The organism is Flavobacterium sp. LMO6, from assembly GCF_009495795.1.
Classification (GTDB): domain Bacteria; phylum Bacteroidota; class Bacteroidia; order Flavobacteriales; family Flavobacteriaceae; genus Flavobacterium.
In genome coordinates, this window is record NZ_WIBH01000003.1 from 60,555 (window position 1) to 86,596 (window position 26,042).

The following is a 26,042-nucleotide window of genomic DNA, read 5'->3' on the forward strand; positions in this document are numbered from 1 at the left end:
TATAACTTATATAAAGATAATTATTTTTTAATAATAAATTTCAATTATTGCTTAGGAATTACAATTTTAAAAGTTGTTCCTTCATTTAAAACAGAATGAACACTTATAGAACCTTCAATTTTTTCAATGATTTTCTTTACTGTTGCTAAACCTAAACCACTCCCAGGGAACTCAGATTTAGTGTGTAAGCGCTTAAAAGGTTTAAAAATTAATTCAAAATGTTCTTCTGAAATACCAATTCCATCATCTATTATTTCAAAAATATGCTGAAAATCGTCTTCAACATAATGAACTTGCAAATTAACCATTTGATTTGGCTTCTTATATTTTAAAGCATTTTCTATCAAATTATTAAAAATAACGCCTAGAGCTAATTTAGAAAAATGTATTGTGGGTAATTTGTTTAATTGCAATTGATTTTCTTCTGGATTTACATTGACATGATTGTAAATATCTGTAATAAATTCATTTAAATCTATATCTTCTTTTTCTCCTATCTTATCATCAGATTTTGCAAATTCTAACAAATCCACAATCAAATCATCCATAGATTTTACATTATCAAAAACAAATTTGAAGTATTTGATATCTTTTTCATCGTGAACGTCTTTATTTTTAGACTCAATTAACTGTAAAAAAGATTTTACTGCTCTTAACGGAGCTCTTAAATCATGTGCAGCGGTATAGGCAAACTCCTCCATTTGAGCAAGATAACTCTGAGTTAATTCTTTACTAATTATTAATTCATTATTTGTTAATCTTAGTTCTAATAAATAGCTTACTTGTTTTGCTAATTTTTTTAAAATGCTTTTTTGTTCATCTGAAATAGATTTTGGATGATGTTGACTAATAACACATAATGTGCCGAATGCAACTCCTTCTTTACTCTCTAGTGTTACTCCAAAATAAGAAACAATATTAGGATCATGTGTAACTAATGGATTATCTTTAAACCTATCATCGGTTCTTAAATCTAAAACTTGAAACAATTCTTCTCCTGATTGTATGGCATGATAACATACCGATTGTTCTATTGGAGTTTGATTAATTGAAATTCCGACTTTTGATTTAAAAAATTGTCGATTTTCGTCGACTAAACTCAATAATGCAATTGGCATTTCACATACAAAAGAGGCAATTTGAATTATGTCATCATACATTTGTTCTGGCAAAGTGTCCAGAATTTTATATTTTTCTAGTGTTTTAAGCCTTAATTGCTCTTCTATTTTTGAATTTATCTTTTTCATTTTCACTAAATTACAAAAAAATTAATTTCCAATAACAATAAATTCACTTCTTCTATTCATTTGATGTTCTTCTTCTGAACATTTTACACCATCGGAACAATGATTAACAAGCCTAGATTCTCCATATCCTTTACTCGAAATTCTACTAGAATCGATTCCGTTCTTAACCAACCAATTAGAGGTTTCTAATGCTCTTTTATTAGATAATTCTAAATTATAAGACTTAGATGCTCTACTATCGGTATGTGATTTAATTTCTAATTTAATGTCTGGATTCTTTTGCATTACATACAATAAAATTGCAATTTGTTTTTCGGCTTTATCATTTATTTCTGATTTATCTAAATCAAAATAAATATTTTGAATAGAGAAAAATTTGGCTAAATCTAACCCGTCTTGTAATTTAACTTCCTTAGGCAAAATAGTAGTTATTAAATCTGAATTAGATTTTAATTTATTTCTATAATAATCTTCTTTTGTTTCATACACTTCATGATCATATCTTACATACCAACCTTTATTTCTATAATTATTTTTAAAGAAAAATTCGCCAGTTGAATTTGTTGTAGTTTTATCAATAATTGTTTTAGCATCATCAAATAAAGTAACAACAACATTTTCTACAGGAAAACCAAACAAGGCATCTACTACTTTACCAACAAATAATTTTTCTGTTTCCTCCATTAATGATTTTTTTTCAAAAAACTTATAAATATCATCACTCCCTTTACCTCCTGGTCTGTTTGAAGAAAAATAACCAATATGACTTTGAGCATTAATAGAATAAGAAAAATCATCAAAAGCAGAATTTATTGGATTTCCAATATTGAATGGTTTCGAAAAAGTATCATCATTATTAATCTTAGAAACAAAAACATCTAATCCACCAAGACCTAAATGACCATTGGAAGCAAAATACAATTCATTATCAGAAGACAAAAAAGGAAAAGTTTCTCTAGCTTCTGTATTAATTTCTGCTCCAAGATTTTCTGGAACACCAAAAGTATTATTTGGCAAAACAGCTACACGAAATAAATCGGATTGTCCTAAAGTACCAGGCATGTTAGAAGAAAAATAGAGAAACTTCTCATCTGAACTTAAAGCCGGATGAGCACAATTATAATCATCACTATTAAAAGGCAATTCTTGAACATCTGTCCAATTTCCATTGTGTAACTTAGCACTATATATTTTTAATGAAACTTCATCTTTACTATTTTTTTTATTTTTCTTTCTATTAAAATTATTTCGTGTAAAATAAAGTGTTTGTCCGTCTTTAGTTATAACAGCTGTAGATTCGTTACTGCTAAAAAAAGAACTATTCAGAAAAAATTCGGGACTTGAAAACCGATTTAATTTTTCCAAAGTACTAACATAAAGACCAGAAAAAGGCTGATTAGTCCAACTATCAATTTTTACGCGATTATGCTCTCTAGTGCTAGTAAAAACAATACGCTCTTTATATTCAAAAACACCATAATCACTATAATTAGAATTAATATTTAAAGTAGAAATTTCATAACGTCCATTATCTGTTTTAATTTGTTTTAAATATTGAGTATTATCATCATATTCTTTAGCTCTTGAATCTGCTTCTTTTAATTTTGAAAACAACGCTAAATAATAGTTTGATTTTTCAATGTCTGGGACTGTTTTAAGTGTTTGAGCGTATCGATAATAATACTCATAATCAACAATTTCTGATGATTTTATTAGTTTTTGATACCATTTATTTGCTTCAATATAATTAGCATTAAAATAATAAGAATCGGCAATTTTTTTATAAATATCAGGTGAACCATAGCCGTTTTTATCTACTTCTATATATATAGAAACAGCATTCATATAACCTAATTTTTCATATGCTTCATTAGCTTCCTTTATTTTTTTTTCTTGTGAAAAACCAATAAAAAAAAGCATAACAACTATAGAGGTAATTATTTTTTTCATAGTCTAAAGTCTTAAAAGAATCTTGGAGAATAAATTTTTGCACCTGATTTAAAAAGTTCAAAACGCAAGAAAATTTCGTGAGAACCTGAATTATAATTAGCTAAATTAGTAGCTTCAGTATCATACGAATACCCTACAAAAACCGAATTAGAAAACTGAAAACCAACTAAAGCACTAATAGCACCATTAATTCTATAAGCAGACCCTAGAGTTAATTTTTCAAAAAATAAAAAATTAGCCGTTACATCGGATTGCAAGGTATTTCCAGACATTATTTTAGTAAGAAAGGCTGGTTTAAATTGAATAGAGTCGCTTAAGTTAAAAACATACCCACCCATAAAAAAGTAATCCATACTTGAATTTACTACAGAAGATCTAGTATTATCATCATAATATTTAGTTTCTAAAAAACTAGGAATAGAAACACCTAAATAAAATTGATCAGAATACCAATATAAACCAGCACCAATGTTTGGAGTAAAACGATTGTCGACATTGTTTTGTAAAACTGGATCTGTTGGATCATATATGCTTAATTTTGTATAATCAACATTCAACAAATTAGCAGTTGCTTTAATTCCAAATGACAACTTAGACAAGTTAGAAAAAGTAATACGATAAGCAAAATCAGCTGAAATATTTTGTTCAGTTGCAGGACCAATTTCGTCATTAATTACGGATATTCCCCACCCTACATTAGAATTACTAACAGGAGAATGAACCGAAGCACTAGCTGTAATTGGAGCACCATCTAAACCAACCCATTGCGCTCTGTATAGAGCCAAAAAACTTAAAACATCTCTTGTACCGGCATATGCTGGATTAATTACAATGGTATTATACATGTAATTTGTAAACTGAGGGTCTTGCTGAGAAAATAATTTCTCAGTACTTATTAGCAGTAATAAATGTATTACCACTAATGATTTAATTAACTTTCTCATTTCTATCTTGGGGTTTTAATGAGGAAAACTTATATTGATTGGGGTTAATTAAACTTACCACTCTGAAAGGAGAATTTCAACAAACTCCTTTCAAAGTAATAAGCTTCCCCAAAATATCAATACATGATTTTATAACTAGATACGATACTTACAGAATCATTATTTTAAACTTTTTTATATTATTAATAATAAATTACTTATATAAAATTAAGCAAAAATAACGGAATAACATACTATTTTTAGAGATAATTATACTTACTACCTGAAAGGAGTTTTAAAACTCCTTTCCAAGTAATAAGCTTCCCCAAAATATCAATACATGATTTTTTCTTACTAAACGTTTTATTTAAAAACTTATTCATAAACTTCCATTTAATAAATTTATAGGTTTCAATAAATAATATATTATGGTTTTATTATTACTTACTACTTGAAAGGAGTTTAAAAAACTCCTTTCTAAGTAATAAGCTTCCCCAAAATATCAATAAATGATTTTTTCTTACTGAAAACTATATTAAACAAACCTATTTATGAACGTATAATTATTACTGTTATGGATTTAAATAAATTAATGTATTTTGGCTGTATTACTACTTACTACTTGAAAGGAGTTTTTTAAACTCCTTTCCAAGTAATAAGCTTCCCCAAAATATCAATAAATGATTTTTTTTAATTAGATGCTACATATAAGTATCCTGTTTTTTGTACATTTTTTAAACTATCTAAATTATTATTTATGTAGTCATAAGAAATGATATAATAATAAGTACCTTCTGGAAGAGTTCCTCCTGAACTATTTAATGAACTTTCAGAAACTCCGTTAAACACGTTAGTTTTATTATCATAGTTATTAGTTTCATACACTTTAGAACCAAATCGATTAAATATTTCAACTTTACTATTTGGATAACACTCTATACCTTCTAAGTATAAGAAATCGTTTTTTCCGTCACCATTAGGAGTTAAGGCATTATAAACTTTAACACCACAAGACAAATAAATAACTTGATTTAAATAAGCTACATTCCCACAAGGATTAGTTGCTGTCCATGTTCTATAAATTATAGACATGCTTGGACAATCACCTTGTACCGTTTCTTCTTCAAAAGAAATGATCACTTCTCCTGTAGCGCTCTCCGCAAATACGTTTGCAACCTCAGGTATATTTTCACAATCTGTATAAATAACTTCTTCAATAGGTGTTGTAAAAACAGGTATTGTAGTATCAACTTCTGCAGTAACTTCTAAAGGAATTATAATTTGATTACTACAATTAGAAGTTAAATCAGTGCAAATAAAACTATAACTTCCTGCAACTAAATTTTCAATTAAAAACTCAGAAGAAGTACCATCATAAATATTACCAGTTTCCGTTTCTAAAATAGACCAACTACCTGGAAGATCTGTTACTTTAATGGTTCCAAAACCACCATTACAACTAGCTTCAGTTATAAGTGTAAAAACAGGAAGAGGAGCGTTGTATACATAAAAATGTTGTGTGAATTCTCTACCGCAAGCATCTATTGTTTTAGCTAAATATGTAGCTCCAGCTGTTAAATTACTAAATACAGAATTACTTTGATAATTATTTAACTGTTGCGTTCCTGTTTCATCGTATAAAGCATACAAATAAGGAGCAATACCACCTGTTGCAACCATGTTTACTGTAGTTTCACAAGCTATAATTGATTCAAATGTAAAAGGAGTAATTTCTACAGAAAAAGCATATTCATATAAGAAACCACCTTCTAAACGTTGTAAACCAACGTTTCCACCCAATTGAGATGGAGCTACTGGATTTCCATTTTTTACACCGCCATAACGGAAATAAATTTGTTCGTTATTAGGCACATTAAACGTTATTTTTCTATTTGAAGAATTATAATTAAAAGGAGGTGTTGAAGTTATTATTCCAGAATATAAAATTGTTCCATCTGCTTTATAAACTGCAGCATAAGTATTAACTACTCCTACTGGTAATCTCAACATAACTGGAACTAAATCTGTAATAGAACCACATCCTGATATTTCATGAGTAATAGAATCATTTCTTGTATGAGCAGTTGTATGGTTAAATGTACTCGTTTTTCCACAAGCATCTGTTACAGTAATATTATAAGTCCCTGGAGGAAATGATCTAGAGCTATCAAAAGCCAACACATTAGTAGCAAACGGATTACTAAAAGACATGGTAAGTGGATACGAAATGTTATTAGCTACTAGATTAGCTCCATTTCCTACTTGTGTTGTAAAAGAAGTAGGACCTGAATTAATTGTTAAATTTAACGGACCAACCGCAAAGCTAGAAACTGGTAATTCTTTCATTTTAATAATAGCAATGTCGTCAAAATAAGCAAAACCATCTATATAACCTGAATTGAATTCAGAGTCTACGATAGGCGCAAAAGTGACAGTATCTTGTCTGATATTTTTTTGTACAGTATAGCCGCAAGCATCTGTTAAAGTAATTGTGTAATCTATGTTATAACGTAATCCTAAATCTATCGAAATAGCATTACCCATAGAAACACTATTAAGATGTGATAAATTAAAACTTTGAGATTGAATTGGTAAATTATATATATTTAAAGCAACAGCTCCAGGTCTATTAGTTTCTTCTACACTTACTTGAACAGGATTAGTTACATTATTTCTAAAAAACTTAACATCATAACCATAATTACAATTATCATTTGGATCATTTAATATATAAATCCTTGGAGTATCAAAGATAATCTCTTGTAAATTTGGCAAGCTTAAAACACCACCAGGAATTGTACCACAATCATTAAAACCAGTATATGCTAAATCTCCTCCTGCAAAAAAAGAGGCAGGAACTTCAAATGAAATGGTTCTATTTGTTAGAGAATTAATTTCAGACTGAGGAATAGCATTAACTACATTTAAAGTTTGACCTAATATATTAGTAAAAGTATAATTAACATCTCCACTAGTTCTACCAGATATAGTTTTTATTTTAAACTTATAAAGACTTCCACAATCAACTGACTCAGAAACATTTAATCTATCTACATGAGTTATAGTAGTAGTTATTGTAGTTGCATTATCAAAACTACTTGGTATAACTATTGTTCTGTCTGAACTATTACCACCACATTCATCTATAATATCTACTACATAGGTTCCTGATGTTAGGCCTGTCATTATAAAGCTTGAAGAATTAATAGGGATTATAAAATTTCTAGCTCCTCCAGGACCACTTAAAATTCTTGCTTGATAATTTTGATTTGTGAAATCGTTTACACCAACTGTACTGTGTAAATTTGAAAGTCTGATTTCTCCGTCAGTACCATCAAAACATCTAGGAGATTTTAAAGTAAAAGTAAAATCATCAGCCGGTCTAATTGATCCATTTGTACATTGCGAAAAACTATTTTCAAAACTTAATATCAATAAAATGAATAGTAAATTTACTAACATTTTATTTGGTCGATTGTATGATAACTTTTTCATGACTAAATATTTTGGGAAACATTCATTTTAAACACATATCAAATTTCCGACAACATTTAGTCAAACCCTAAGCATAAGTAACAAGCGTAACTTTATTATTAATAAACGTATAAAAGCACAACCTCTACATTCAAAAGCCCTATAATACAACAAAATACATGCGTTTTAAAAAAAATCAATCTTATATATAAATGTTTTTTTGTGAAACTTTTTTTTGTAAATTTACAATACCCGAGTAGGCGATTTGAGCAACTAATAGATAATTTTAACTACTTATTATCTTAATCTTATGCTAGAAAAATATAATTTTAACGATGAAATAATACAGCATTTCATTATTGACCAAACGGAATTAGTTGCTAAAACAGGTAGTTGGGAATTAGACCTTTTAACTAATGATTTGTATTGGTCTAAAGGTGTTTTTAGAATTTTAGAACGAGAACCTGAAACTAAAAAATTAAACATCAGCATGGAATTAGAAATAATACATCCTGACGATTTAGAACTAGTAATTCAAAAAAAGAAAGAGGCTATTGAAAATGGCACAGATTACCAAATTAAAAAAAGATTCGTAACCAAAAACAATACTATAAAGCACATTATTTCGTCGGGAAAAGTAATTTTTGATGAAAATAAAAAACCTATTAAACTAATAGGTGTATTTCAAGACGTAACCGAATTTATTGAAATAAAAGAAAAAATTGAGCTTTTAAATAAAATCACAAATGATGTAATTTACGAATGGGATATCCTGAAAGATGAATTCAGCTGGGGAGAAGGCTTCAGAAAAATTTTTGGATATCATACAACCAGCACTTCTTTTAAATTAAAAAATTGGCTCGAACTAATACATCCTAAAGATATTGAGAACCAAAAAGAAGACTGGCAACATTTTATAAACACCCCTGAAGAAAAAGAATGGGTTAAAAAATTAAGATTTAAAAGACAAGACAATTCATATATTTATGTAGAAGAAACTGCAATTTTAATTCGAAATAAAGAAGGAATTCCGGTTAAAATGATTGGATTACTAAAAGATATTTCTGTTGAAAAAACACTTGAAATTCAAAAGAAATTACAAGATCAAGTTACTTTTTTATTTAAATCTGAAAAAAAAACAACTATCATTTTAAATGATTTATTACATCATTTAACACAAAACGATGATTTTTTAAGAACTGAAATTTGGTTAATAGATTCTAATAAAAAAAATATTGTATTAAAAAACTGGTCTGATAAAAACACAACAATTGAAAAGTTTTTCATTGGATCAAAAGACAAGGTTTCTTTTAAAAAAGGAATTGGATTACCTGGATTGGTGTGGAAAACTAAAAAAGACCATATTTATACAACAAAACAAATTAATGAAAACTATCCCAATAATTTCGACTGCTCTAAAATTGATTTAAATACAATATTTAGCATTCCTTTATTTAATAAAACTAATTTAATTGGCTCCTTAATCTTTTTCTGTAAAGAAGATTTAAACAATTATCCCTGTAAAATAAACGCATACCAAACATTAAGTAACCTTTTAGGTGCAGAAATTGAAAGAAAATTAGAAGAAGAAACACATCGTTTGATGTTTGAAAGCGCTCCTGACATATTAACAATTGTAAATTCGGATGGGTATTTTAAAAAAGTAAACCCCGCTTTTTGTTCGTTGTTAGGATTTACAGAAGAAGAATTAAAATCTAAGCCATTTACCTATTTTTTACATCCTGATGATTTAAAACTATCTGAAATAGAATACAACGAAATTATTTCTAATAAAAGAAAAGCTAATAATTTCGTCAATAGATATAGAACAAAAAGCGGAGAATACAAGTGGTTTTCGTGGAGTACGTCAGAAATATTTGGAGACGAAAACAATTCTTTTGCTTTTGGTAGAAATATTACAGAAATGAAAGAATTACAAAACCTATTTCTAGAAACGGCAAGATTAGCTGAAATAGGAAGTTGGGAATACGACATTTCAGTAAAAAAGAATTCAATTTATTTATCAAAAGTTGTAAAGGATATTTTAGAATTAGAAACAGATATTACAATAAGTTTAAATTTCTTGTTAGATTTTACTCATGAAGATGACAGAAAAAAAACAAAAAAAGCATTCCATAATCTGATACATTTTGGAGAAAATTTTGATATTGAATTCCAAATTATCACCCATAACAATAATAACAAATGGGTAAGATGTATTGGTAAAGTACAACATAATGACTTAAACAAAAAACAAAAAATTCTGGGTAGTATTCAAAATATTACAAAACAAAAAATTAACGAATTAAAATTAGCGAAAAAAAATACGCTCTTATCTTCTATTACCAATGTTACGTCTGAATTAATGCAATCAAACAATTGGCATGAATCGTTATATAATTCTTTTCAAATAACAGGAAATACAATAAATGTAGACAGAATTTACTTTTTTGAAATGGATATCAACCATAAAAAAGACGAAATAACATGTAGCCAAAAATTAGAATGGACAAAAAATAATATTGTTCCTCAAATTGATAACCCAGAATTACAAAATATCCCTGTAAACGAATTTTATGAATTTTACGAACGATTATCAGATGGAAAAATAATTTTTGGGGTAACTTCAAAACTCCCTTCTGGTTCTTTTAAAACGTTAATGGAAAACCAAAATATTAAATCATTTTTAATTTATCCGGTTTTTATAAATAATAATATGTCAGGTTTTATTGGTTTTGACGACTGTAATACAGAGAGAATTTGGTCTGAAAGTGAAATTTCCTTTTTATCAAACATTACATTTAATTTAACCGCTAGCTTACAAAGAAAAACCACTAATTTAGAATTAGAAAAATCTTTAAAAGAAAAAAACAACATATTAGAAAGTGTGGATGATGCTTTTATTTCATTAGATAAAAACTGGATAGTTAATTATTGGAATAAAAAAGCAGAAGAAATTTTTAGCTTAAATAGAGAAAAAATTATTGGAAAAAATTTATGGGAAGTTTTTCCTAATCTTACCGATAGCATCTATGAAGAAAACTATAAAAAAGCATTTGAAACTAAAAAGTCAATAAATTTTCAAAACTTTTTTGAAGATTTAAATATTTGGCTAGATGTAACAGCTTATCCATCAAAAAACGGATTATCTATTTACTATAAAGATATCACCCAAACAAAAAAATATGAATACGATTTAAAATCATCTAACGATCGTTTTGAAAAATCAACCGCTGCTACTAATGACGCCATTTGGGATTGGGATTTAAATAAAAATTCGCTTTACAGAGGAGAAGGTTTTTTAAAACTTTTTGGATACAAAGTGCCAAACCTCATCTATAATACTAATATTTTAGATTTAATAAAATCTAAAATGAAACCAAAAAAAGCAGACAAAATAATAAACACTTTTATAAAATCTATTAATTCACCTAAAAAGAAAAGTTGGAAAAAAGAATATTGGTATAAAAAAGCAAACGGGGAATATGCCTATATTATAAATAATGCTATAATAATTAGAGATGAAAAAGGAACAGCAATTAGAATAGTAGGAGCGCTTCAAGATATTACCTACAGAAAAGAACAAGAAAATAAATTACGCGATTTAAATAAAAAACTAGAAACACATACAAAATCATTAATAAAATCAAATCAGGAACTAGAACATTTTGCTTATGTTGCTTCTCATGATTTACAAGAGCCATTAAGAATGGTTACTAGCTTTTTAACCCAATTAGAAAAAAAATATACAGATAAATTAGATGACAAAGGAAAGCAATACATCGATTTTGCAGTGGATGGAGCTAAAAGAATGCGAAATATAATTTTAGACATTTTAGAATATTCTAAATTAGGCAAAATAGAAGAAATAAATGAAAGTATTGATATAAACCTTGTAATTGAAGATGTTTGTAAAATGAACATTCAAAAAATACAAGAAACAAATGCAATTATAAATTACACTAATTTACCAACAATAATATCTTCAAAATTTCCAATAACACAAATTTTTCATAATTTAGTCGGAAATGCTTTAAAGTATCAAAAAATAAATAATAAACCAATTATTAACATAACAGCAATAGATGATGGAAAAAATTGGAAGTTTAAAATATCAGACAATGGCATAGGAATTGAAAATGAATATTTAGAGAAAATTTTTATTATATTTCAACGCCTTCATACTAAACAAGAGTATGGTGGAAATGGAATGGGACTTGCAATTGTAAAAAAATTAATTGAAAATTTAAATGGTAAAATTTGGGTCGAATCAGAATTAGATAAAGGCACCACATTTTATATTATACTTCCAAAAAATGAAGATAATTAAAAATATTATAAAAGAATTAAAATATTGGCCTACTAAATTAGCTATAATATCTTTTTTAGTATTACTCACTATAAGTTCTTTTCTAACCTACAGAATTTATAAGATTGAATATAGCAAAGAACTTTTACAGGTAAAAGAAGAAACTTCTGATGTTAAAAATCAATTAGAAAGCATGATTAACAACAGTTTAAACGTTGTCAAAATAATTGCTTTTATTACTGAGAAAAACCTTGATGAAACAGATTTTGAGTCCATTTCAAAAAGCCTTTTAGAAAAAAATAAATATATTGACGCTACACAAATAGTAAAAGACCACACCATATACAAAACATTTCCTCTAAAAGGAAATGAATCAACTATCGGATACAATATAAATGCAGATAGTTTAAACAAAAAAATACTTTTTGAAGCTATAAAACAAGAGAAGGTTTTTTTTGAAGGTCCCATAAAATTAATCCAAGGTGGTGAAGGAATAATAGGCAGACAACCGATTTTTAAAAATAATAAATTTTGGGGTTTTGCTGCAGTCATTGTAAGAACAGACAATTTTTTAAAAACAATTAACTTAAATAATTCAGGAAGTAGTACGTTATTTGATTATCAAATAGTACAAAAAAATAACGATTTAAATGAGGCAAAGTTTTTTAAAAACAATACCGATTTTTCTACCGGTATTATAAATAAATCATATTTACCTTCAGGTAATTGGTATTTATATGTAAAATTAAAAGAACCCCAATATTTAAACAAAGCAATTGAATTTTTTATAAGCAGCATACTTCTAAGCTTAATAATTTCAATCTATTTGAGAAAATTATCTCAAGAGCCAATTAAATTAGAAGCATTAATCAAGAAAAAAACATCCGATTTAGAAAAAGCAAACAAACAATTACAAACCAGAGCTAAAGAACTCGGCGAGGCAAACAAAGAATTAGAACATTTTGCCTATATAATTTCTCATGATCTTCAAGAACCTTTGAGAATGATAACTAGTTTTTTAACTCAGATAGAAAAAAAATACAATGATGTCTTAGATGAAAAGGGAAAGAAATACATATTTTTTGCTGTTGATGGTGCGAAAAGAATGAAAAAAATCATATTAGATATTTTAGAATTTTCAAGAGCAGGAAAATATATAGATGAAAAAGAAAGTATTGACTTAAATGATATTATGAAAGAAATAAAAGGTTTCTATGAGAACGAATATCCTAATGGAAAATTCAATTATGAAAATTTACCAACAATAGTTTCTTACAGATCTCCTATATTTCAAATTTTTCATAACTTAGTTAGTAATGCCTTTAAATATTCAAAAGAAAATTTAAACCCCGAAATAAATATAAAAGTAGTAAACCAATCAAAAAAAGACATAACATTTGCAGTTCAAGACAATGGTATTGGTATTGAAAAGGAATATTTAGAAAAAATATTTGTATTATTTCAAAGATTGCAAAGTAATGAAGAAATTAAAGGAAGCGGAATTGGATTAGCAATTGTAAAAAAAATAGTAGAAAGTTTAAATGGAACCATTTGGGTCGAATCTGAAAAAGACTTTGGTAGCACATTTTATTTTAAAATTCCTAAATAAAAAACACCAGCATTAAAAAATTATCTTTTGATTTTTTTTTAAGGAAAACATTATGAAATGTAGGAAAAATTTGTACATTTACAATAGAATTATTAATTACAAGCCAAAACAACAACATTAACAACCATATTTTATGAAAAAAAATCAAATTTTATTAGTAGAAGATAATGAAGGTGATATCATTCTTACGTTAGAAGCTTTTGAAGAGTCTGATTTTAAAACGGAAATTCAAGTAGCACGTAATGGAAAAGAAGCTATTAATTATTTATTTGAAAATTGTACTAATTCGCAACTTCCAGATATAATTATTTTAGATATTAACTTACCTTTGCTAAATGGACATGAAGTTTTAAAAAAAATAAAAGAGAATGAAAAAACAAAACACATTCCAGTTATTATGTTAACAACATCATCAGCTATTAATGACATTAATTTAACTTACGCAAATCATGCGAATGGTTTTATTTCAAAACCATCTGATGTTAATGATTTTTTTCAAACAATTAATTCAATAGGAAATTTTTGGTTTAACACATGTAAATTACCTTTTTTTTAAGTAAAATGAATAAGGATAATAAAAATTACAATATATTAGTTATCGAAGATAATATAGGCGATTATTATCTTTTAGAAGAATATTTAAATGAGAATATCGAAAAACCTAATATTAAACATCTAGAACGTTTTAGTGAATTAAAACAAATATCAGATAATACAAAAGACTTTGATGTAATATTTCTAGACACATCTTTACCAGATAAAAGTGGAGAAGAACTTGTTACCGAAGTATTACAAATTACTAAAAATATACCTGTAATTGTTTTAACAGGATATTCAGATCAATCTTTTGCAACAAAAACAATTCAATTAGGAGCTTCAGATTTTATTTTAAAAGACCAATTAAGTAGTGAAAACATTCATAAAAGTATTTTGACTAACATTGAACGTTTCAAAAAAAAAGCATTGGTTAAAATTTAATTTTATAGTTTTAATCTTAAAACTATTTAGGCACAGAAAAGAACAAAGAAAACCATCCTACTATTCTTCCAATAGTTTCTGTAAAAGCTTCTTTCTTTTTTGAAGTAGTCACAATATTTGTAGCACGAATAGCACTTAATAACAGAGTTATAGCGTGCCACTTAAACTTTGCTTTTGATGTTGGGTTTTGATGTTTTACACGCCAAACATACCAACCATTACGCACAACCATTTTACCATATTCATATTGATTAGGACGACCGGCTGCATCATGATAATGTTCTAACTGAGCTGCCGTATTTAAATACAAATTACCTGTTTTAGAAACCCTCAAAGTAAAATCGGCATCTTCATATAAACCATAACCTTCAAAATAAGTAGAAAACTGAAACGTATCAAATACTTTTTTTCGAAACGAAGAAACGCCTCCCATTAATTGTTCTACTTCATATGTTTTACCCGTTGGAGGCAAAAAACCAACGCTACGCCCATGTGAAAATTCTGGTAAAAATCCGGGAAGTGAATCAGCATCTAAACCTATTTTTTTTCTCCAAACAAACCGAGCTCCATCACTACGTTTCCATTCATCATAATAAAACTCGTTAATTTTAGGATGGTAATCAGGACCCGCATACTGCCAAGACACTTCATTTGTAATATACCCTCCTACCCCTAAAGCAGCTGGAAAAACACTATATGTTTTAATAATTTCTTCAAAATAAGTAGTTGCTAAAATAGTATCATCATCTAAAAAACAAACCACATCACTACTTTCAGAAACACGAGAAATTCCATAATTCCGTTGTTTAGTTAAACCTCTATCTTCTGGTGAAACTTTAAAATAGAATAGATTTTTAAAATCATTTTCATTTATCATTTCTTTAGTTGCATCATCTGGAGAACCATCAACAATTAAAATTTCACTCGGATACAAAGATTGCTGCACAACGGATTGCAGCAGTTGTAACAAAGCAGTTGGTCGTTTATAGGTACAAATAATTAGACTAAAGTTCATTTTTTTTAGATAAGATATGCGCCCATTTTTGACTTACTTGCCATTGCTTTTTAAAAGTAGTATAGTAAGCAAATGGATTTTTAATGGATTGTGATTTATAATAGCTTAAAAATAATTTTAATTTATAGGTTCTATTTTGAGCAACTGTACAATTTTTCATGCGAAATAACATAACTGTAGGTGAAGGCTTGGGTGCAAAAGTTTCATTAGCCCATTCAACAACTGGTTTCGTTCTAAATCCTCCAATAGGAGCTTTTAAATGTACAATATTAGGATACTCAAAAAATAAAACATCATATCCGTTTTTACGAATTTGCATACCAAAATCAGCATCTTCTCCAAAACCAAATTCGTATCCTTTTCCAAAACGACAACCCGTAATTGCATCTTGATTTACAATACTTGAACCTGACCCAAAACTACCCCACTGAAAAGGATTTTTTTCATTAGTTAAATTAGTTAGTAAAGGAACGCAATTAAAAGAAGCCGCTAAACTATTTAGAGCCGTCATTTTTTGCAAAGCTTGTTCAATGAAATTAGAAACCAATCTAATATCATCATCTGCAAAAAAAATCCATTCATTAGTAACAGCATCTAAACCTATGTTTCTTGCATTACAAACACCTGTTTGATGTGTAAAATTATGAACTATTTCAAAAGGCCATTTTTCATTTTTTAAATAATCTAAACTTGAACTACAGCTTGTGTCTGGATTTTGCTCAATTATAATAACATTCTTTGGTAATACCGTTTGATTTTTTAAATCACATAAAACATCATATAAATACGTTTCTCTACCAATAGTTGGTATTAAAACATCTATTTTTAATTGCGTAACATCTAATAAAGTAGAAGTAGATAAATCATTAATTATAACTTTACTTTGAAGAACCCTGTGTTTATAAAACAAAGGAGAGATCATGCTAAAAAAAGCATATATTTTCTCATGAAATAAAAACGAATATAATAGCTGAAAAGTCCAACCTAATTTATAATGTTGTTTGGTAAATCGGACAAGTTTAGCAATTTCTATTGAAGAAGAATCCTTATTATCATTTTTGTATCCAAGCAACAAAGAAGGTACAGAATAACAAAAAACGCCTTCAACTTGAGATAATTTTGCAAATGATTTTAGAAAATAATCAAAATCAGAATTAACAGGAACTAATTCTAATGCCAACTTAAAAAGTTGAAGAGAAGCTACTCCTACTTCTGAACTCATTAACCATGTAGGATATGTATTTTTATAAGAAATTGAAATAGCGATAGATAAATCAACATATCCAATTACTCTATTAAAAAAATCATTTTCATTAGGATTAAAACTATATAAAGTAGTAGATGTAAGGGATAAATTATGAATTACAGTAAGATTTAGATAAGAAACATAATCTTCTTTACACCATAAAACGGATGCCTCTGGAACAACTTTAATTAATTCTGATATGCCGTGTAAAACACTTTGCCCTTTGAGATAATTAAAATCATATCCATCATACAGAATACGTGTAATTTTATAATGATTATGAAAAATTTGTACCATTTATTTAACGAATTTTCTATAAAAATCTAAACTCTTTTCTGCAATTATACGATTAGAAAAAGTAGCAGCTACTTTTAAAGCCGCATTTTTTCCAAACTCTGTATTTTGAGATTGATTCTCTAATAATTGTACAATAGCATTAGCATACTCTTGATGCGATTTTGGATGCACCAAAACACCATCTTTATTAGTAGCAATAACCTCAGGACCCCAACCAATATTGGAAGCAACTATAGCTTTTTGCATCGCCATGGCTTCTAACCAAGAAACAGGCAACGCTTCGGCAAATGTAGGAAAAACACAAACATTAGCAGTTGCAATATATTGGCGCATTTCATTATAAGGAACACCACCTAAATAGGCTACTTGTTGTAAAGCGGCTTGAGTAAATAAAGATTGCATCATTTTCCAAGTTGAAGATTGACCTGTTAGAACATCACTTGAATCTCTTCCAACCAAAACTAATTTTGTTTGTGGACGTTGTGCAATAACTTCATTAAAAATCAAAGGCAATTCCAGCAAACCTTTTTTACGTATTAAAGTTCCAAAATACAAAACTACATCTGTATCCTTATTAAAATCTGCATCTAATTGAAATTTTTTAGGATTAATTCCATTTGGAATAATAGTAAATGGAATTTTAAATCCAAACAATTCATTTGTTTTATCTGCAGTAAATTGACTCACTGAAATATGTCCGGAAGCATTTTTTAAGGCTCTTTTTTCATGAAATCTATTCATCCATTTTACAGGTCGATTATCCAAATGACAAAAATAAGTATCGCTGCCATTTAAGCGAATAACTAACGGGCAATTTTTTGGTTGAATAAACGATGATATTCCTGTCCAATCAGGCGCTTCAACAATATCGATTTCCTTGTTTTGATACAAATGATCAATGATTCTTTGTATTTTTTTTCGAGTAAAATACCAAGACAATCCTTTGATTTTTACATTTTTTATGAGTTGAATGGTAATTCCTGATTCTTCAAAAACAACTTCTTCTTTTTGTCCGTAAACCAAAATACGCACAGTATGACCCAAAGCAGTTAAGCTTTCGGCTAAATTCTTAATACTTGTACCAATACCTCCTGAATTTCCGGTTCTATCGTGCGGATATTCTGGCGTTAAAAATGCGATTTTCATTTCAATAGTTTCATTTCTTCACAAAAGGCTAAAGTACAAAAAGTTCTGCCTTTACTATTTACATGAATGTTATCATAAAACAAATCTTCAGGTAAAATTTCGGAATGATTAATAATTTTAAATTCATTAGTTGTAGGAAAAACAACTTTGGCTCGGTAAATAGGCGATTGATACACAATTAATTCAATCCCTTTTTGTTGGCAAAGCTTTTTTATTTTTAAAAAAGAAGGATTAACGAAATTTGTTTTTGAAGTAGCAAAACCTACTTTGCTTATATTATTTGTAATTTGTGGATACGTATAATTTCCTTTATCATCAAATCTATTTCTTTTATTGGGTTTTAAAAAGGCATAAAAAGAAGGATAAAATAACTCATTATTATAATAACTTACACCTAAAATTGGAAAGAATTTAGAGTAAGCAAGTACTTTTAGTCCTTTATCTTCTAACCGATTATAATAATTATAAACTAACGAATCCTGAACTTCAGTTAAAAATCGATAATCGTTATTATTCAATTCAACTTTTGGATTTTGGATATCTCCAGGAGTAACACATAAGACCAGTTTGTTCGTTTTTTTTCCTAAAGAAAGAAAATATTGTAACATAAGATAATGCGAACTTAAAGAGGTATCATCCATACTAATATTTAAGCCCGAAGTGTGCATTTTCTCATCAATTAATTTCGTATCTAGAGTAGTTAATCCTGTACTTGAACCTAAAACAACATAATCAAATTGAGTTGCTGCGACTCCATTCTTAACAAATTGATTCTTATATAATTGTGATTTACCTAAAACATATAATGATAAATAAGCAGTTACGTTTCCAATTAATAAAATTAAAAAAGTATAAAACGCTATTTTAGTAAGAAACTTTTTCATTAGAATTGAAAATAAATAAAGTCCATTTGATTTTTAAAACTTCCCATAAAAAAGAGAAGTAAAACTAGGAATAAAGCACCATAAGTTGACAACTTAGGCACTTCTCTTTTTTTAATTACCCACACCAACTCTTGAATAGATACTATTCCAATAGCTAAAGTACTTAAGGCAAAAATCATTAAATTAGCATTAGTGCTATAAAACAATGACAACCCTAAACTTTTCAATTCAAACAAATGAATTAAATATAAAAAGGCATCTGAAATAGAATCGGCTCTAAAAAAAACCCATCCAATACATACCATAAAAAAGGTAAAACTAATTTTAGCAAAATCAACCCACCCATAAGACATCGTAATTAAATGACTCCTATTTACTTTTAAAAGCAATAATGGTAAAAATAATAAGGCATGAAATAATCCCCAAGCTACGTATGTCCAATTTGCTCCATGCCAAAAGCCACTAACCAAAAAGATAATCAGAACGTTTCGAATTTGAAACCCTAAAGTACCTTTTGAGCCACCAAGAGGAATATAAATATAATCGCGAAACCACGTAGACAATGAAATGTGCCAACGACGCCAAAACTCGGCAATATCTCTTGAGAAATACGGAAACTTAAAATTCACCATTAAATCAAATCCAAAGAGTTTTGATATTCCAATGGCAATATCTGAATATCCTGAAAAATCGCCATAAATTTGAAAAGCAAAAAAGACCATTCCTACAAACAATTCGCCACTCGAAAATGCTTCGGGATTATCAAAAATTTTAGTAACAAAAAAAGCGCAATTATCAGCTACTACAACTTTCTTAAACATTCCCCAAATTATGAGCTTAATGCCTTCAACAGCATTATTATAATCAAAAACACGCTTTTTATAAAACTGAGGTAATAAATGGGAGGCTCTTTCAATTGGTCCGGCTACTAGTTGCGGAAAAAATGTAACAAAGGCAGCAAAATCAATAAAGTTTTTAGTGGGTTGCATTTCTTTTCTATATACATCAATCGTGTAACTTAAAGTTTGAAATGTATAAAAAGAAATTCCAACCGGAAGAATAATTTTTAAGATACTTACCTCCATCGTTATTCCTAGATTGGCCCAAGCTTCTACCCAACTTTCAACAAAAAAATTATAGTATTTAAAAAAGCCTAGCATACCTAAATTTCCTAGTAAACTTAAACCCAATAAATATTTTCGTTTTAAAGAAGAATCATTTTTTTGAAGTGCTAATGCTACGAAATAATCTAAAAAAGTACTGGCAATAATTAAAGACAAAAAACGCCAATCCCACCAACCGTAGAAAATATAACTAGCTACTAATAATAAGACATTTTGAGCTCTTAATTGGTTTTTAAAAACCAACCAATACAGCAGAAATACTACAGGTAGGAAGAGTAAAAATTCTAGGGAGTTGAATAGCATATTTATGAAATTAAGTTTAATCTTCTTTTACAAACTTATTATGGATATAATATTCAGATAAATCTTTTTCTATAACATTATTTTTTTGATTTACTACAGTACAATTAGAAGGAACATTTTCTGTTATAACTGTATTCGCACCAATAACACTATTATTCCCGATTTTTACATTTCCAAAAACACAAGCATTAGGTCCTAAAAAAACATTATCTTCTATAATTGGAGAACCTTGATTCTTTGAATTAGAAACTCCTAATGTAACTCCTTGAGAAATATTACAATTATTACCAATTATTGTATCTCCATGAATTACAATTCCGCCAAAATGACCAATATAAAATCCTGCTCCTATTTTTGTTCTATAGGAAATATCAAAACCATATTTAACTTTTAAGGAGCGTAACCACAAAAAGTAAAAGTAAAATAAAAGTTTATTTTTAGTTCGATATTTTTGGCATAAACGAAAAATTGTCATGTATTTTAAACCTGGATTTGGCAATAAAAAAAATACAGAAAAAAGCTTAAAAAGTGTTACCTTTTTAATACCATGCCTCTGAAAATCTGATGTAATTAAACTATCCATTCAAAACATTTTTTATTTCATTCCAAATTCTTTCCGATGCTTTATTTGCAGGTTGTTCTGTTATTTTTTCAAACCAATTAGTAGATTGATTTATCGTACTATTTTCAGCAAGTGCTTTTTCAACTATATTAGGAATAGCTTTTGAATCTGAAATCCACATTACAGCTTCTTTTGAAGGCATAGAACGAAAATGAACAAACTCATATATTTTTCTTACAGACCAATCCTTATCTTTTTTATTATTAACATCATAATTTATATATAAACAAGGTTTGTTAAAAATAGCAAAATCAAACACCATTGAAGATCCTAAATTTATTACTAATTCAGAGTGTCTAATAGTATTTACTAATACAGAATTATCGTTAGGTTTTGGAATAATAGTATTCCAACCATCACCTATTTTATCCCAATCTGGGTTTATGGAAACAATAATATCTTTAAACTCTTCCAATGTACTGTCATATCGTGAAGAAAAATCTACTGGACTTCTTCTAAAAATAATTCCAAGATTAGCCCCTTTCTGATTTAATTCTGTGACAGCTTTTGCAACATCATTCAAATACACTTCGTCATCAGGACAAGTAGTTATATCATCACCAGAATAACAAATATATTTTTTATTCGTATCTAAACCATACGTTTTAAAAAATAAATCTCGATCTAAAAAAATAGATGCATCAAAATGAGGTTCAAACTGTGGAGTGCCAGTAACTTTAATTTGATTTTCATGAATTTCAGGATGATAATGAAGTAATTCATGTTTCATATGCTGACTCCAAACATAATAAAAATCTGTTTGCACCACCATTGTAGCTTTTGGTAAATTATCCCATGAAAAAATAAAGGTAGCAGTAGGTATTCCTAAATCAGTTGCTGCTAATAAAGGAGCTATTGCAATTGATTGTCTTTGATTGGTACAAAAAATAAAATCAGGCATTTCTGATTCTAAAATTGCACGACATTTTTTATAAAAAGAAGTACTTCTTTCCCATTTATTAATTTGATTTCGCAATCCTATAATTCCATTTTGATTAGAATAATTAGAGTTTAAAAAAGAAACAACAGTATTTTTTAATTTATTTTTTAAACCAGAAGTATTTGGTTCAAAGCGATAGTTGTCATAAACAGTATCGTTTTCAATTTTACTGTTTTTTGTTAAAGAAGCTTGAATAATTCCATTTTTAAAAACATCTGTAAAAGGATGTAAAACAGGTTTTTCAAATTTAATTTCCGGATAATTTAATTCGGTTAGATCAAAAGGAGTATTATTCCAAAAAACAATATCATATTCTTGCTTTCCAATTTCATAGAAATTAGAATAGACAAAATTCCGAAGTCCAACACCGTCTGGTAATAAAACAAAAATTTTCTTTTTACTCATTATACTAATTCAACCAAATTAATCCATTGCCAAATATAAAAACTATTATCCTGATTTCCGTTATTATAATCCTTCCAAATTTGTTGCACTTTTTCTTGGTTTACAAAATCTAACTGACTAAACGCATTTATTTTATCTGAAATATATGAATTTAACTCATTTGCAATCCATTCCCGCTGTGGTGTTTGCAAAGGTCTTTTAGGTGCCAACGCCACTTGATCTGATAATAATTCTTGGCTAATTTGACGTAACATCCATTTAGAATTTCCTTGATTATATTTAACCGAATCTTTTTGAGCAAATGCTAACTCTACCAAACGATAGTCTAAAAATGGTTCTCTTAATTCTGTACCATGTAACATACTAATTCGATCATTAAAACGTAATGCTCGTGGAATTTTAGTATAAAATAAATCTCTATATTGCATATTTTGCAGTTCAGAAGTAAATGGCTTTGGATACAATTCTTTTTCTGCTAAACTAATAAAATCAGCATCTAAAACTTCAGGTCTAACAGGAGAAGTTAACACACCTTGAATAACACTACCCGATTGATTATAATAATAATCATAACCTGCCCAAGCTTCATCCATACCTTGACCATCTAGCACAACTTTAACTCCGTTTTTTTGCGCAGCTTCAAACAACAAACTATACGCTAAAGTAGGAAATCCGCCAAAAGGTTCATCTTGATTTTCGCTAATTTTAGAAATTAATTGAGGAATATCTGTAGCTTTTAATGCTATTTTATTTAGAGGATAAGGCTTGTTTTCTAATAATAATTCTACCCAAGGAAGTTCATCATAATTAACATCATTACAATAAAAAGTATAAGCTTCAATATTTTTAGTAGCTGGTAAATTCTCATGAATTAAAGCAATTAAAGTAGATGAATCCAATCCACCGCTTACATTCATCCCTAAAGGAACATCGGCTCTAAATCGAAGTTGAATAGCATCTTTTAATAATGCTGAATATTGTTTTTTTAGTTCGGGAATTTCTAAAACGGGTGTATTTTGAATTCTTGAAACAAAATCATACCATTTTTGAGGCTGAAAAGTAGCCAAATTTTCCAAACTAATTAGGGCAAAATGTCCTGCGGGTAATTGATGTATTGAACTCCAAAAAGTTTCATTTGGCAAACCATAAGTTCCATAAGACAAATAATTTGCCCATACTTTTTTATTAGGAAACTTTGATATACCAGAAGCCCACAACGTTTTAATTTCACTTGCAAAAGTAAATTGATGAGAATCTGCAAAATAATAAAATGGTTTAACTCCAAATCTATCTCTAGCTATAAACAAACTTTGAAGTTTTTTGTCCCAAATTGCTATTGAAAACATACCATTTAGATGGTGTAAAAAATCGGAGCCCCAATGAATATAGGCATTTAATAAAACTTCAGTATCTGATTGGGTTTGAAATTGAAAAAAAGGAGATAATTCCTTTTTTATTTCTAAATAATTATAGATTTCTCCATTAAAAACAACAACATACCTATCACAATAGCTATGCATAGGCTGATTAGCTTCTTTAGATAAATCTATAATACTTAAACGATTATGCCCTAAACTACATTGCAAATCGTGCCACTCTTGCGTAGCATCGGGCCCTCGATGTAGTTGCTTTTGCAACATAGCACCTAACTTTATTTTTCTATCTTCTAAAGCATTTGCTGAAGAAAAAATACCGGCAATCCCACACATTATAATTTATCTTTTACTATTGGCAATATAGCTACTGCTTTATCCCAATCTTTTAGCGTATCTATATTAACGTAAAAATCAGCATTATTTTCTATATAAGACAATTTAGCCCCATAAAAACTCCCATCTTTTATCACATTCGTTTTTGTGATATAAATAGAACCGTCACGAAAATAAGCTGGAGGCAAATCTTGTCTTCTTTTTATAATTTCAGGTTCGCCAGTAGCTAAATGAAGAAATCCATTATTATTCGGTTCAAAAACCCAATGCGGATTAAATTCATGAGGAACTGGCAAAACACTTACGAGTGCATCAGCAGCTTCATTTATAAATTTTTCAATAGCTTTATCAATAAACCCTTTTTTTCTAAAAGGTGAAGTAGGCTGCAACAAACAAATAGCATCATAATACTCCCCTTGACTTTCTAAATAAGTTACTACATGTTGCACTACTTCGATACTAGAAGCGGTGTCAGTGGCTAATGAAGATGGTCTTATAAATGGAACTTCTATTTGAAATTGTTTTGCAACCTCAGCTATGGTAAGATCATCTGTAGAAATGATCGTTTTATTTAAATATTTAGAATCATTTGCAGCATTTGAAGTATATGCAATTAAAGGTAAGCCACCGAGTAATTTAATATTTTTACCAGGCACACCTTTTGATCCTCCTCTTGCTGGTATGATACCTAAAATTCGCATTAATACATTATTGTTTTGTGAAATTGTAAAGGCAATTGCGCTAATAAATCTGCTATTTGTTTACCCGCATCACCACCACCATATACATCAGAAGTACTTCTTTTTGCAACAGATTGAACTTCAATTGCTTCTTTTATAGCTTGTATCTCATAGGTAACATCTACAACATTACTCCCTCTATCTCTTCTGTTTTGTCTAGAACCAATATTTACTACTGGCACTCCTAAATAAGCACATTCTCTAATTCCTACACTCGAATTACCAATTAAACAATCAGCATGATGAAGCAAATGTAAAAAATCTTTACCCTCCATATTTTTTAAGAAATGTACATTAGGGAGTTGATGCGTTTCTCTATAAGCCCTAATTCCATTTGATGTTCCATCGGCACCAGCATCAACATTAGGCCAAAACCATAAAGTAGGACGGTTTAATTGATAAACGGCTTCTAATGTTGCTTCAATATGTTTTCTAGAATCTTGATATTCATTAGTTACAGGGTGCTGCATCACCACTAAATAGCCATTGGAAAGGTCAGGACTAAAACCTACTCCTCCATATTTTTCATAAGGATTAAAAGGTAAAGTAGCACTCGCTTCAATTACTCCTTTAGCTAAATCTATTGAAGGACAACCCGTATTAAATACAAAATCTGGATTTTCACCCAATTTAATTACCCTTTCTTTTGCGTTTTCAGAAGCTACAAAATGATAATCAGCCAATTTGGTTATCGAATGTCTAACTTTTTCATCTATATTACCCGTAACCTCACCACCTTGAATATGAGCTAAAGGAATATTCATATAAGAAGCCGCTATAGCAGTTGCCATTGTTTCAAATCGATCAGCAACAGTTACAACCACATCAGGCATTAAATTATCAAATACAGTAGAAAGCTCTAAAATACCTATACCTGTAGTTTTTGCAGCAGCTGTTAAGTTTTCACCTTCTAAAACATTAAATACTTTAGCCGCAATTTCAAAACCATCTTTAACAATGTAATTAATAGCGGAACCATATCGATCTAACAAAGCAGAAGCTGCAACTATTAGCTGAAGTTCTAAATCTGGGTGTTGTTGTATAGCTGATAATACGGTTTTTACTCTACTGTAAGAAGGTCTTGCTGTAATTACAACTGCTATTTTTCTTTTACTCATTTT

18 protein-coding genes are annotated in these 26,042 nt (G+C 28.6%); 4 read left to right on the forward strand and 14 right to left on the reverse strand.

All coding sequences use genetic code 11. The features are described 5' to 3' along the window. Positions 1-44 precede the first annotated feature (44 nt). The 4 genes from GFJ99_RS04115 to GFJ99_RS04130 all read right to left on the reverse strand — a co-directional run bounded on the left by GFJ99_RS04115 (position 45) and on the right by GFJ99_RS04130 (position 7,615). On the reverse strand, positions 45-1,247 hold the full coding sequence (locus tag GFJ99_RS04115) for an ATP-binding protein (RefSeq protein ID WP_153207651.1): 1,203 nt from the start codon (positions 1,245-1,247) through the stop codon (positions 45-47). 21 nt (positions 1,248-1,268) lie between these two features. Continuing rightward, positions 1,269-3,197 (reverse strand): OmpA family protein, encoded by a 1,929-nt coding sequence (locus GFJ99_RS04120; RefSeq protein ID WP_153207652.1) that lies wholly within the window; start codon positions 3,195-3,197, stop codon positions 1,269-1,271. An 11-nt stretch (positions 3,198-3,208) separates the two neighbouring features. Further along, positions 3,209-4,147: a type IX secretion system membrane protein PorP/SprF gene (locus tag GFJ99_RS04125; RefSeq protein WP_370454293.1), complete on the reverse strand. Its 939-nt coding sequence runs from the start codon at positions 4,145-4,147 to the stop codon at positions 3,209-3,211. Positions 4,148-4,810: 663 nt separating this feature from the next. Further along, the gene (locus tag GFJ99_RS04130) at positions 4,811-7,615 is read right to left on the reverse strand and encodes a gliding motility-associated C-terminal domain-containing protein (protein ID WP_153207654.1); all 2,805 of its coding nucleotides are present in this window, start codon (positions 7,613-7,615) and stop codon (positions 4,811-4,813) included. 289 nt (positions 7,616-7,904) lie between these two features. Between GFJ99_RS04130 and GFJ99_RS04135 the strand changes: the two genes are divergently transcribed. The 4 genes from GFJ99_RS04135 (at position 7,905) to GFJ99_RS04150 (ending at position 14,490) form a co-directional block, all read left to right on the forward strand. After that, the gene (locus GFJ99_RS04135) at positions 7,905-11,924 is read left to right on the forward strand and encodes a PAS domain-containing protein (protein WP_153207655.1); all 4,020 of its coding nucleotides are present in this window, start codon (positions 7,905-7,907) and stop codon (positions 11,922-11,924) included. Then, complete coding sequence (locus GFJ99_RS04140; RefSeq protein ID WP_153207656.1) at positions 11,911-13,512, forward strand: ATP-binding protein; 1,602 nt, start codon at positions 11,911-11,913, stop codon at positions 13,510-13,512. Before GFJ99_RS04135 ends, GFJ99_RS04140 begins: the two co-directional genes overlap by 14 nt. Before the next feature lie 133 nt (positions 13,513-13,645). Then, positions 13,646-14,068, forward strand: a complete 423-nt coding sequence (locus GFJ99_RS04145) for a response regulator (RefSeq protein ID WP_153207657.1) — start codon at positions 13,646-13,648, stop codon at positions 14,066-14,068. A 5-nt stretch (positions 14,069-14,073) separates the two neighbouring features. Next, positions 14,074-14,490, forward strand: a complete 417-nt coding sequence (locus GFJ99_RS04150; protein WP_153207658.1) for a response regulator — start codon at positions 14,074-14,076, stop codon at positions 14,488-14,490. Between the two features lie 22 nt (positions 14,491-14,512). On the opposite strand, the gene GFJ99_RS04155 is transcribed toward GFJ99_RS04150, so the two are convergent. The 10 genes from GFJ99_RS04155 to neuC all read right to left on the reverse strand — a co-directional run bounded on the left by GFJ99_RS04155 (position 14,513) and on the right by neuC (position 26,039). Beyond that, complete coding sequence (locus GFJ99_RS04155; protein ID WP_153207659.1) at positions 14,513-15,505, reverse strand: glycosyltransferase family 2 protein; 993 nt, start codon at positions 15,503-15,505, stop codon at positions 14,513-14,515. Continuing rightward, entirely contained in the window at positions 15,495-17,048 is a 1,554-nt protein-coding gene (locus GFJ99_RS04160; RefSeq protein ID WP_153207660.1) for a glycosyltransferase family 2 protein, read from the reverse strand. The genes GFJ99_RS04155 and GFJ99_RS04160 overlap by 11 nt, the downstream gene beginning before the upstream one ends. Next, a complete protein-coding gene (locus GFJ99_RS04165) occupies positions 17,049-18,194 on the reverse strand; it encodes a glycosyltransferase family 4 protein (protein ID WP_153207661.1) in 1,146 nt (381 codons plus the stop codon). Then, positions 18,191-19,078, reverse strand: coding sequence for a hypothetical protein (locus GFJ99_RS04170; protein ID WP_153207662.1), 888 nt, complete (start codon positions 19,076-19,078; stop codon positions 18,191-18,193). Before GFJ99_RS04170 ends, GFJ99_RS04165 begins: the two co-directional genes overlap by 4 nt. Next, the gene (locus GFJ99_RS04175) at positions 19,078-20,505 is read right to left on the reverse strand and encodes an MBOAT family protein (protein ID WP_203228770.1); all 1,428 of its coding nucleotides are present in this window, start codon (positions 20,503-20,505) and stop codon (positions 19,078-19,080) included. The genes GFJ99_RS04170 and GFJ99_RS04175 overlap by 1 nt, the downstream gene beginning before the upstream one ends. A 16-nt stretch (positions 20,506-20,521) precedes the next feature. Next, entirely contained in the window at positions 20,522-20,914 is a 393-nt protein-coding gene (locus GFJ99_RS04180) for a serine O-acetyltransferase (protein ID WP_162524025.1), read from the reverse strand. A 166-nt stretch (positions 20,915-21,080) separates the two neighbouring features. Then, positions 21,081-22,472, reverse strand: coding sequence for a UDP-glycosyltransferase (locus GFJ99_RS04185; RefSeq protein ID WP_153207664.1), 1,392 nt, complete (start codon positions 22,470-22,472; stop codon positions 21,081-21,083). Next, the gene (asnB, locus tag GFJ99_RS04190) at positions 22,472-24,181 is read right to left on the reverse strand and encodes an asparagine synthase (glutamine-hydrolyzing) (RefSeq protein ID WP_153207665.1); all 1,710 of its coding nucleotides are present in this window, start codon (positions 24,179-24,181) and stop codon (positions 22,472-22,474) included. Before asnB ends, GFJ99_RS04185 begins: the two co-directional genes overlap by 1 nt. Beyond that, a complete protein-coding gene (locus GFJ99_RS04195; protein WP_153207666.1) occupies positions 24,181-24,882 on the reverse strand; it encodes a cytidylyltransferase domain-containing protein in 702 nt (233 codons plus the stop codon). Before GFJ99_RS04195 ends, asnB begins: the two co-directional genes overlap by 1 nt. Further along, positions 24,882-26,039, reverse strand: coding sequence for a UDP-N-acetylglucosamine 2-epimerase (gene neuC / locus GFJ99_RS04200; RefSeq protein WP_153207667.1), 1,158 nt, complete (start codon positions 26,037-26,039; stop codon positions 24,882-24,884). Before neuC ends, GFJ99_RS04195 begins: the two co-directional genes overlap by 1 nt. Positions 26,040-26,042 lie beyond the last annotated feature (3 nt).

Coding starts and splice junctions, on each gene's coding strand:
- GFJ99_RS04115 (WP_153207651.1), bottom strand. CDS start 1,247: ATGAAAAAGATAAATTCAAAAATAGAAGAGCAATTAAGGCTTAAAACA.
- GFJ99_RS04120 (WP_153207652.1), bottom strand. CDS start 3,197: ATGAAAAAAATAATTACCTCTATAGTTGTTATGCTTTTTTTTATTGGT.
- GFJ99_RS04130 (WP_153207654.1), bottom strand. CDS start 7,615: ATGAAAAAGTTATCATACAATCGACCAAATAAAATGTTAGTAAATTTA.
- GFJ99_RS04135 (WP_153207655.1), top strand. CDS start 7,905: ATGCTAGAAAAATATAATTTTAACGATGAAATAATACAGCATTTCATT.
- GFJ99_RS04140 (WP_153207656.1), top strand. CDS start 11,911: ATGAAGATAATTAAAAATATTATAAAAGAATTAAAATATTGGCCTACT.
- GFJ99_RS04145 (WP_153207657.1), top strand. CDS start 13,646: ATGAAAAAAAATCAAATTTTATTAGTAGAAGATAATGAAGGTGATATC.
- GFJ99_RS04150 (WP_153207658.1), top strand. CDS start 14,074: ATGAATAAGGATAATAAAAATTACAATATATTAGTTATCGAAGATAAT.
- GFJ99_RS04155 (WP_153207659.1), bottom strand. CDS start 15,505: ATGAACTTTAGTCTAATTATTTGTACCTATAAACGACCAACTGCTTTG.
- GFJ99_RS04160 (WP_153207660.1), bottom strand. CDS start 17,048: ATGGTACAAATTTTTCATAATCATTATAAAATTACACGTATTCTGTAT.
- GFJ99_RS04165 (WP_153207661.1), bottom strand. CDS start 18,194: ATGAAAATCGCATTTTTAACGCCAGAATATCCGCACGATAGAACCGGA.
- GFJ99_RS04170 (WP_153207662.1), bottom strand. CDS start 19,078: ATGAAAAAGTTTCTTACTAAAATAGCGTTTTATACTTTTTTAATTTTA.
- GFJ99_RS04175 (WP_203228770.1), bottom strand. CDS start 20,505: ATGCTATTCAACTCCCTAGAATTTTTACTCTTCCTACCTGTAGTATTT.
- GFJ99_RS04185 (WP_153207664.1), bottom strand. CDS start 22,472: ATGAGTAAAAAGAAAATTTTTGTTTTATTACCAGACGGTGTTGGACTT.
- asnB (WP_153207665.1), bottom strand. CDS start 24,181: ATGTGTGGGATTGCCGGTATTTTTTCTTCAGCAAATGCTTTAGAAGAT.
- GFJ99_RS04195 (WP_153207666.1), bottom strand. CDS start 24,882: ATGCGAATTTTAGGTATCATACCAGCAAGAGGAGGATCAAAAGGTGTG.
- neuC (WP_153207667.1), bottom strand. CDS start 26,039: ATGAGTAAAAGAAAAATAGCAGTTGTAATTACAGCAAGACCTTCTTAC.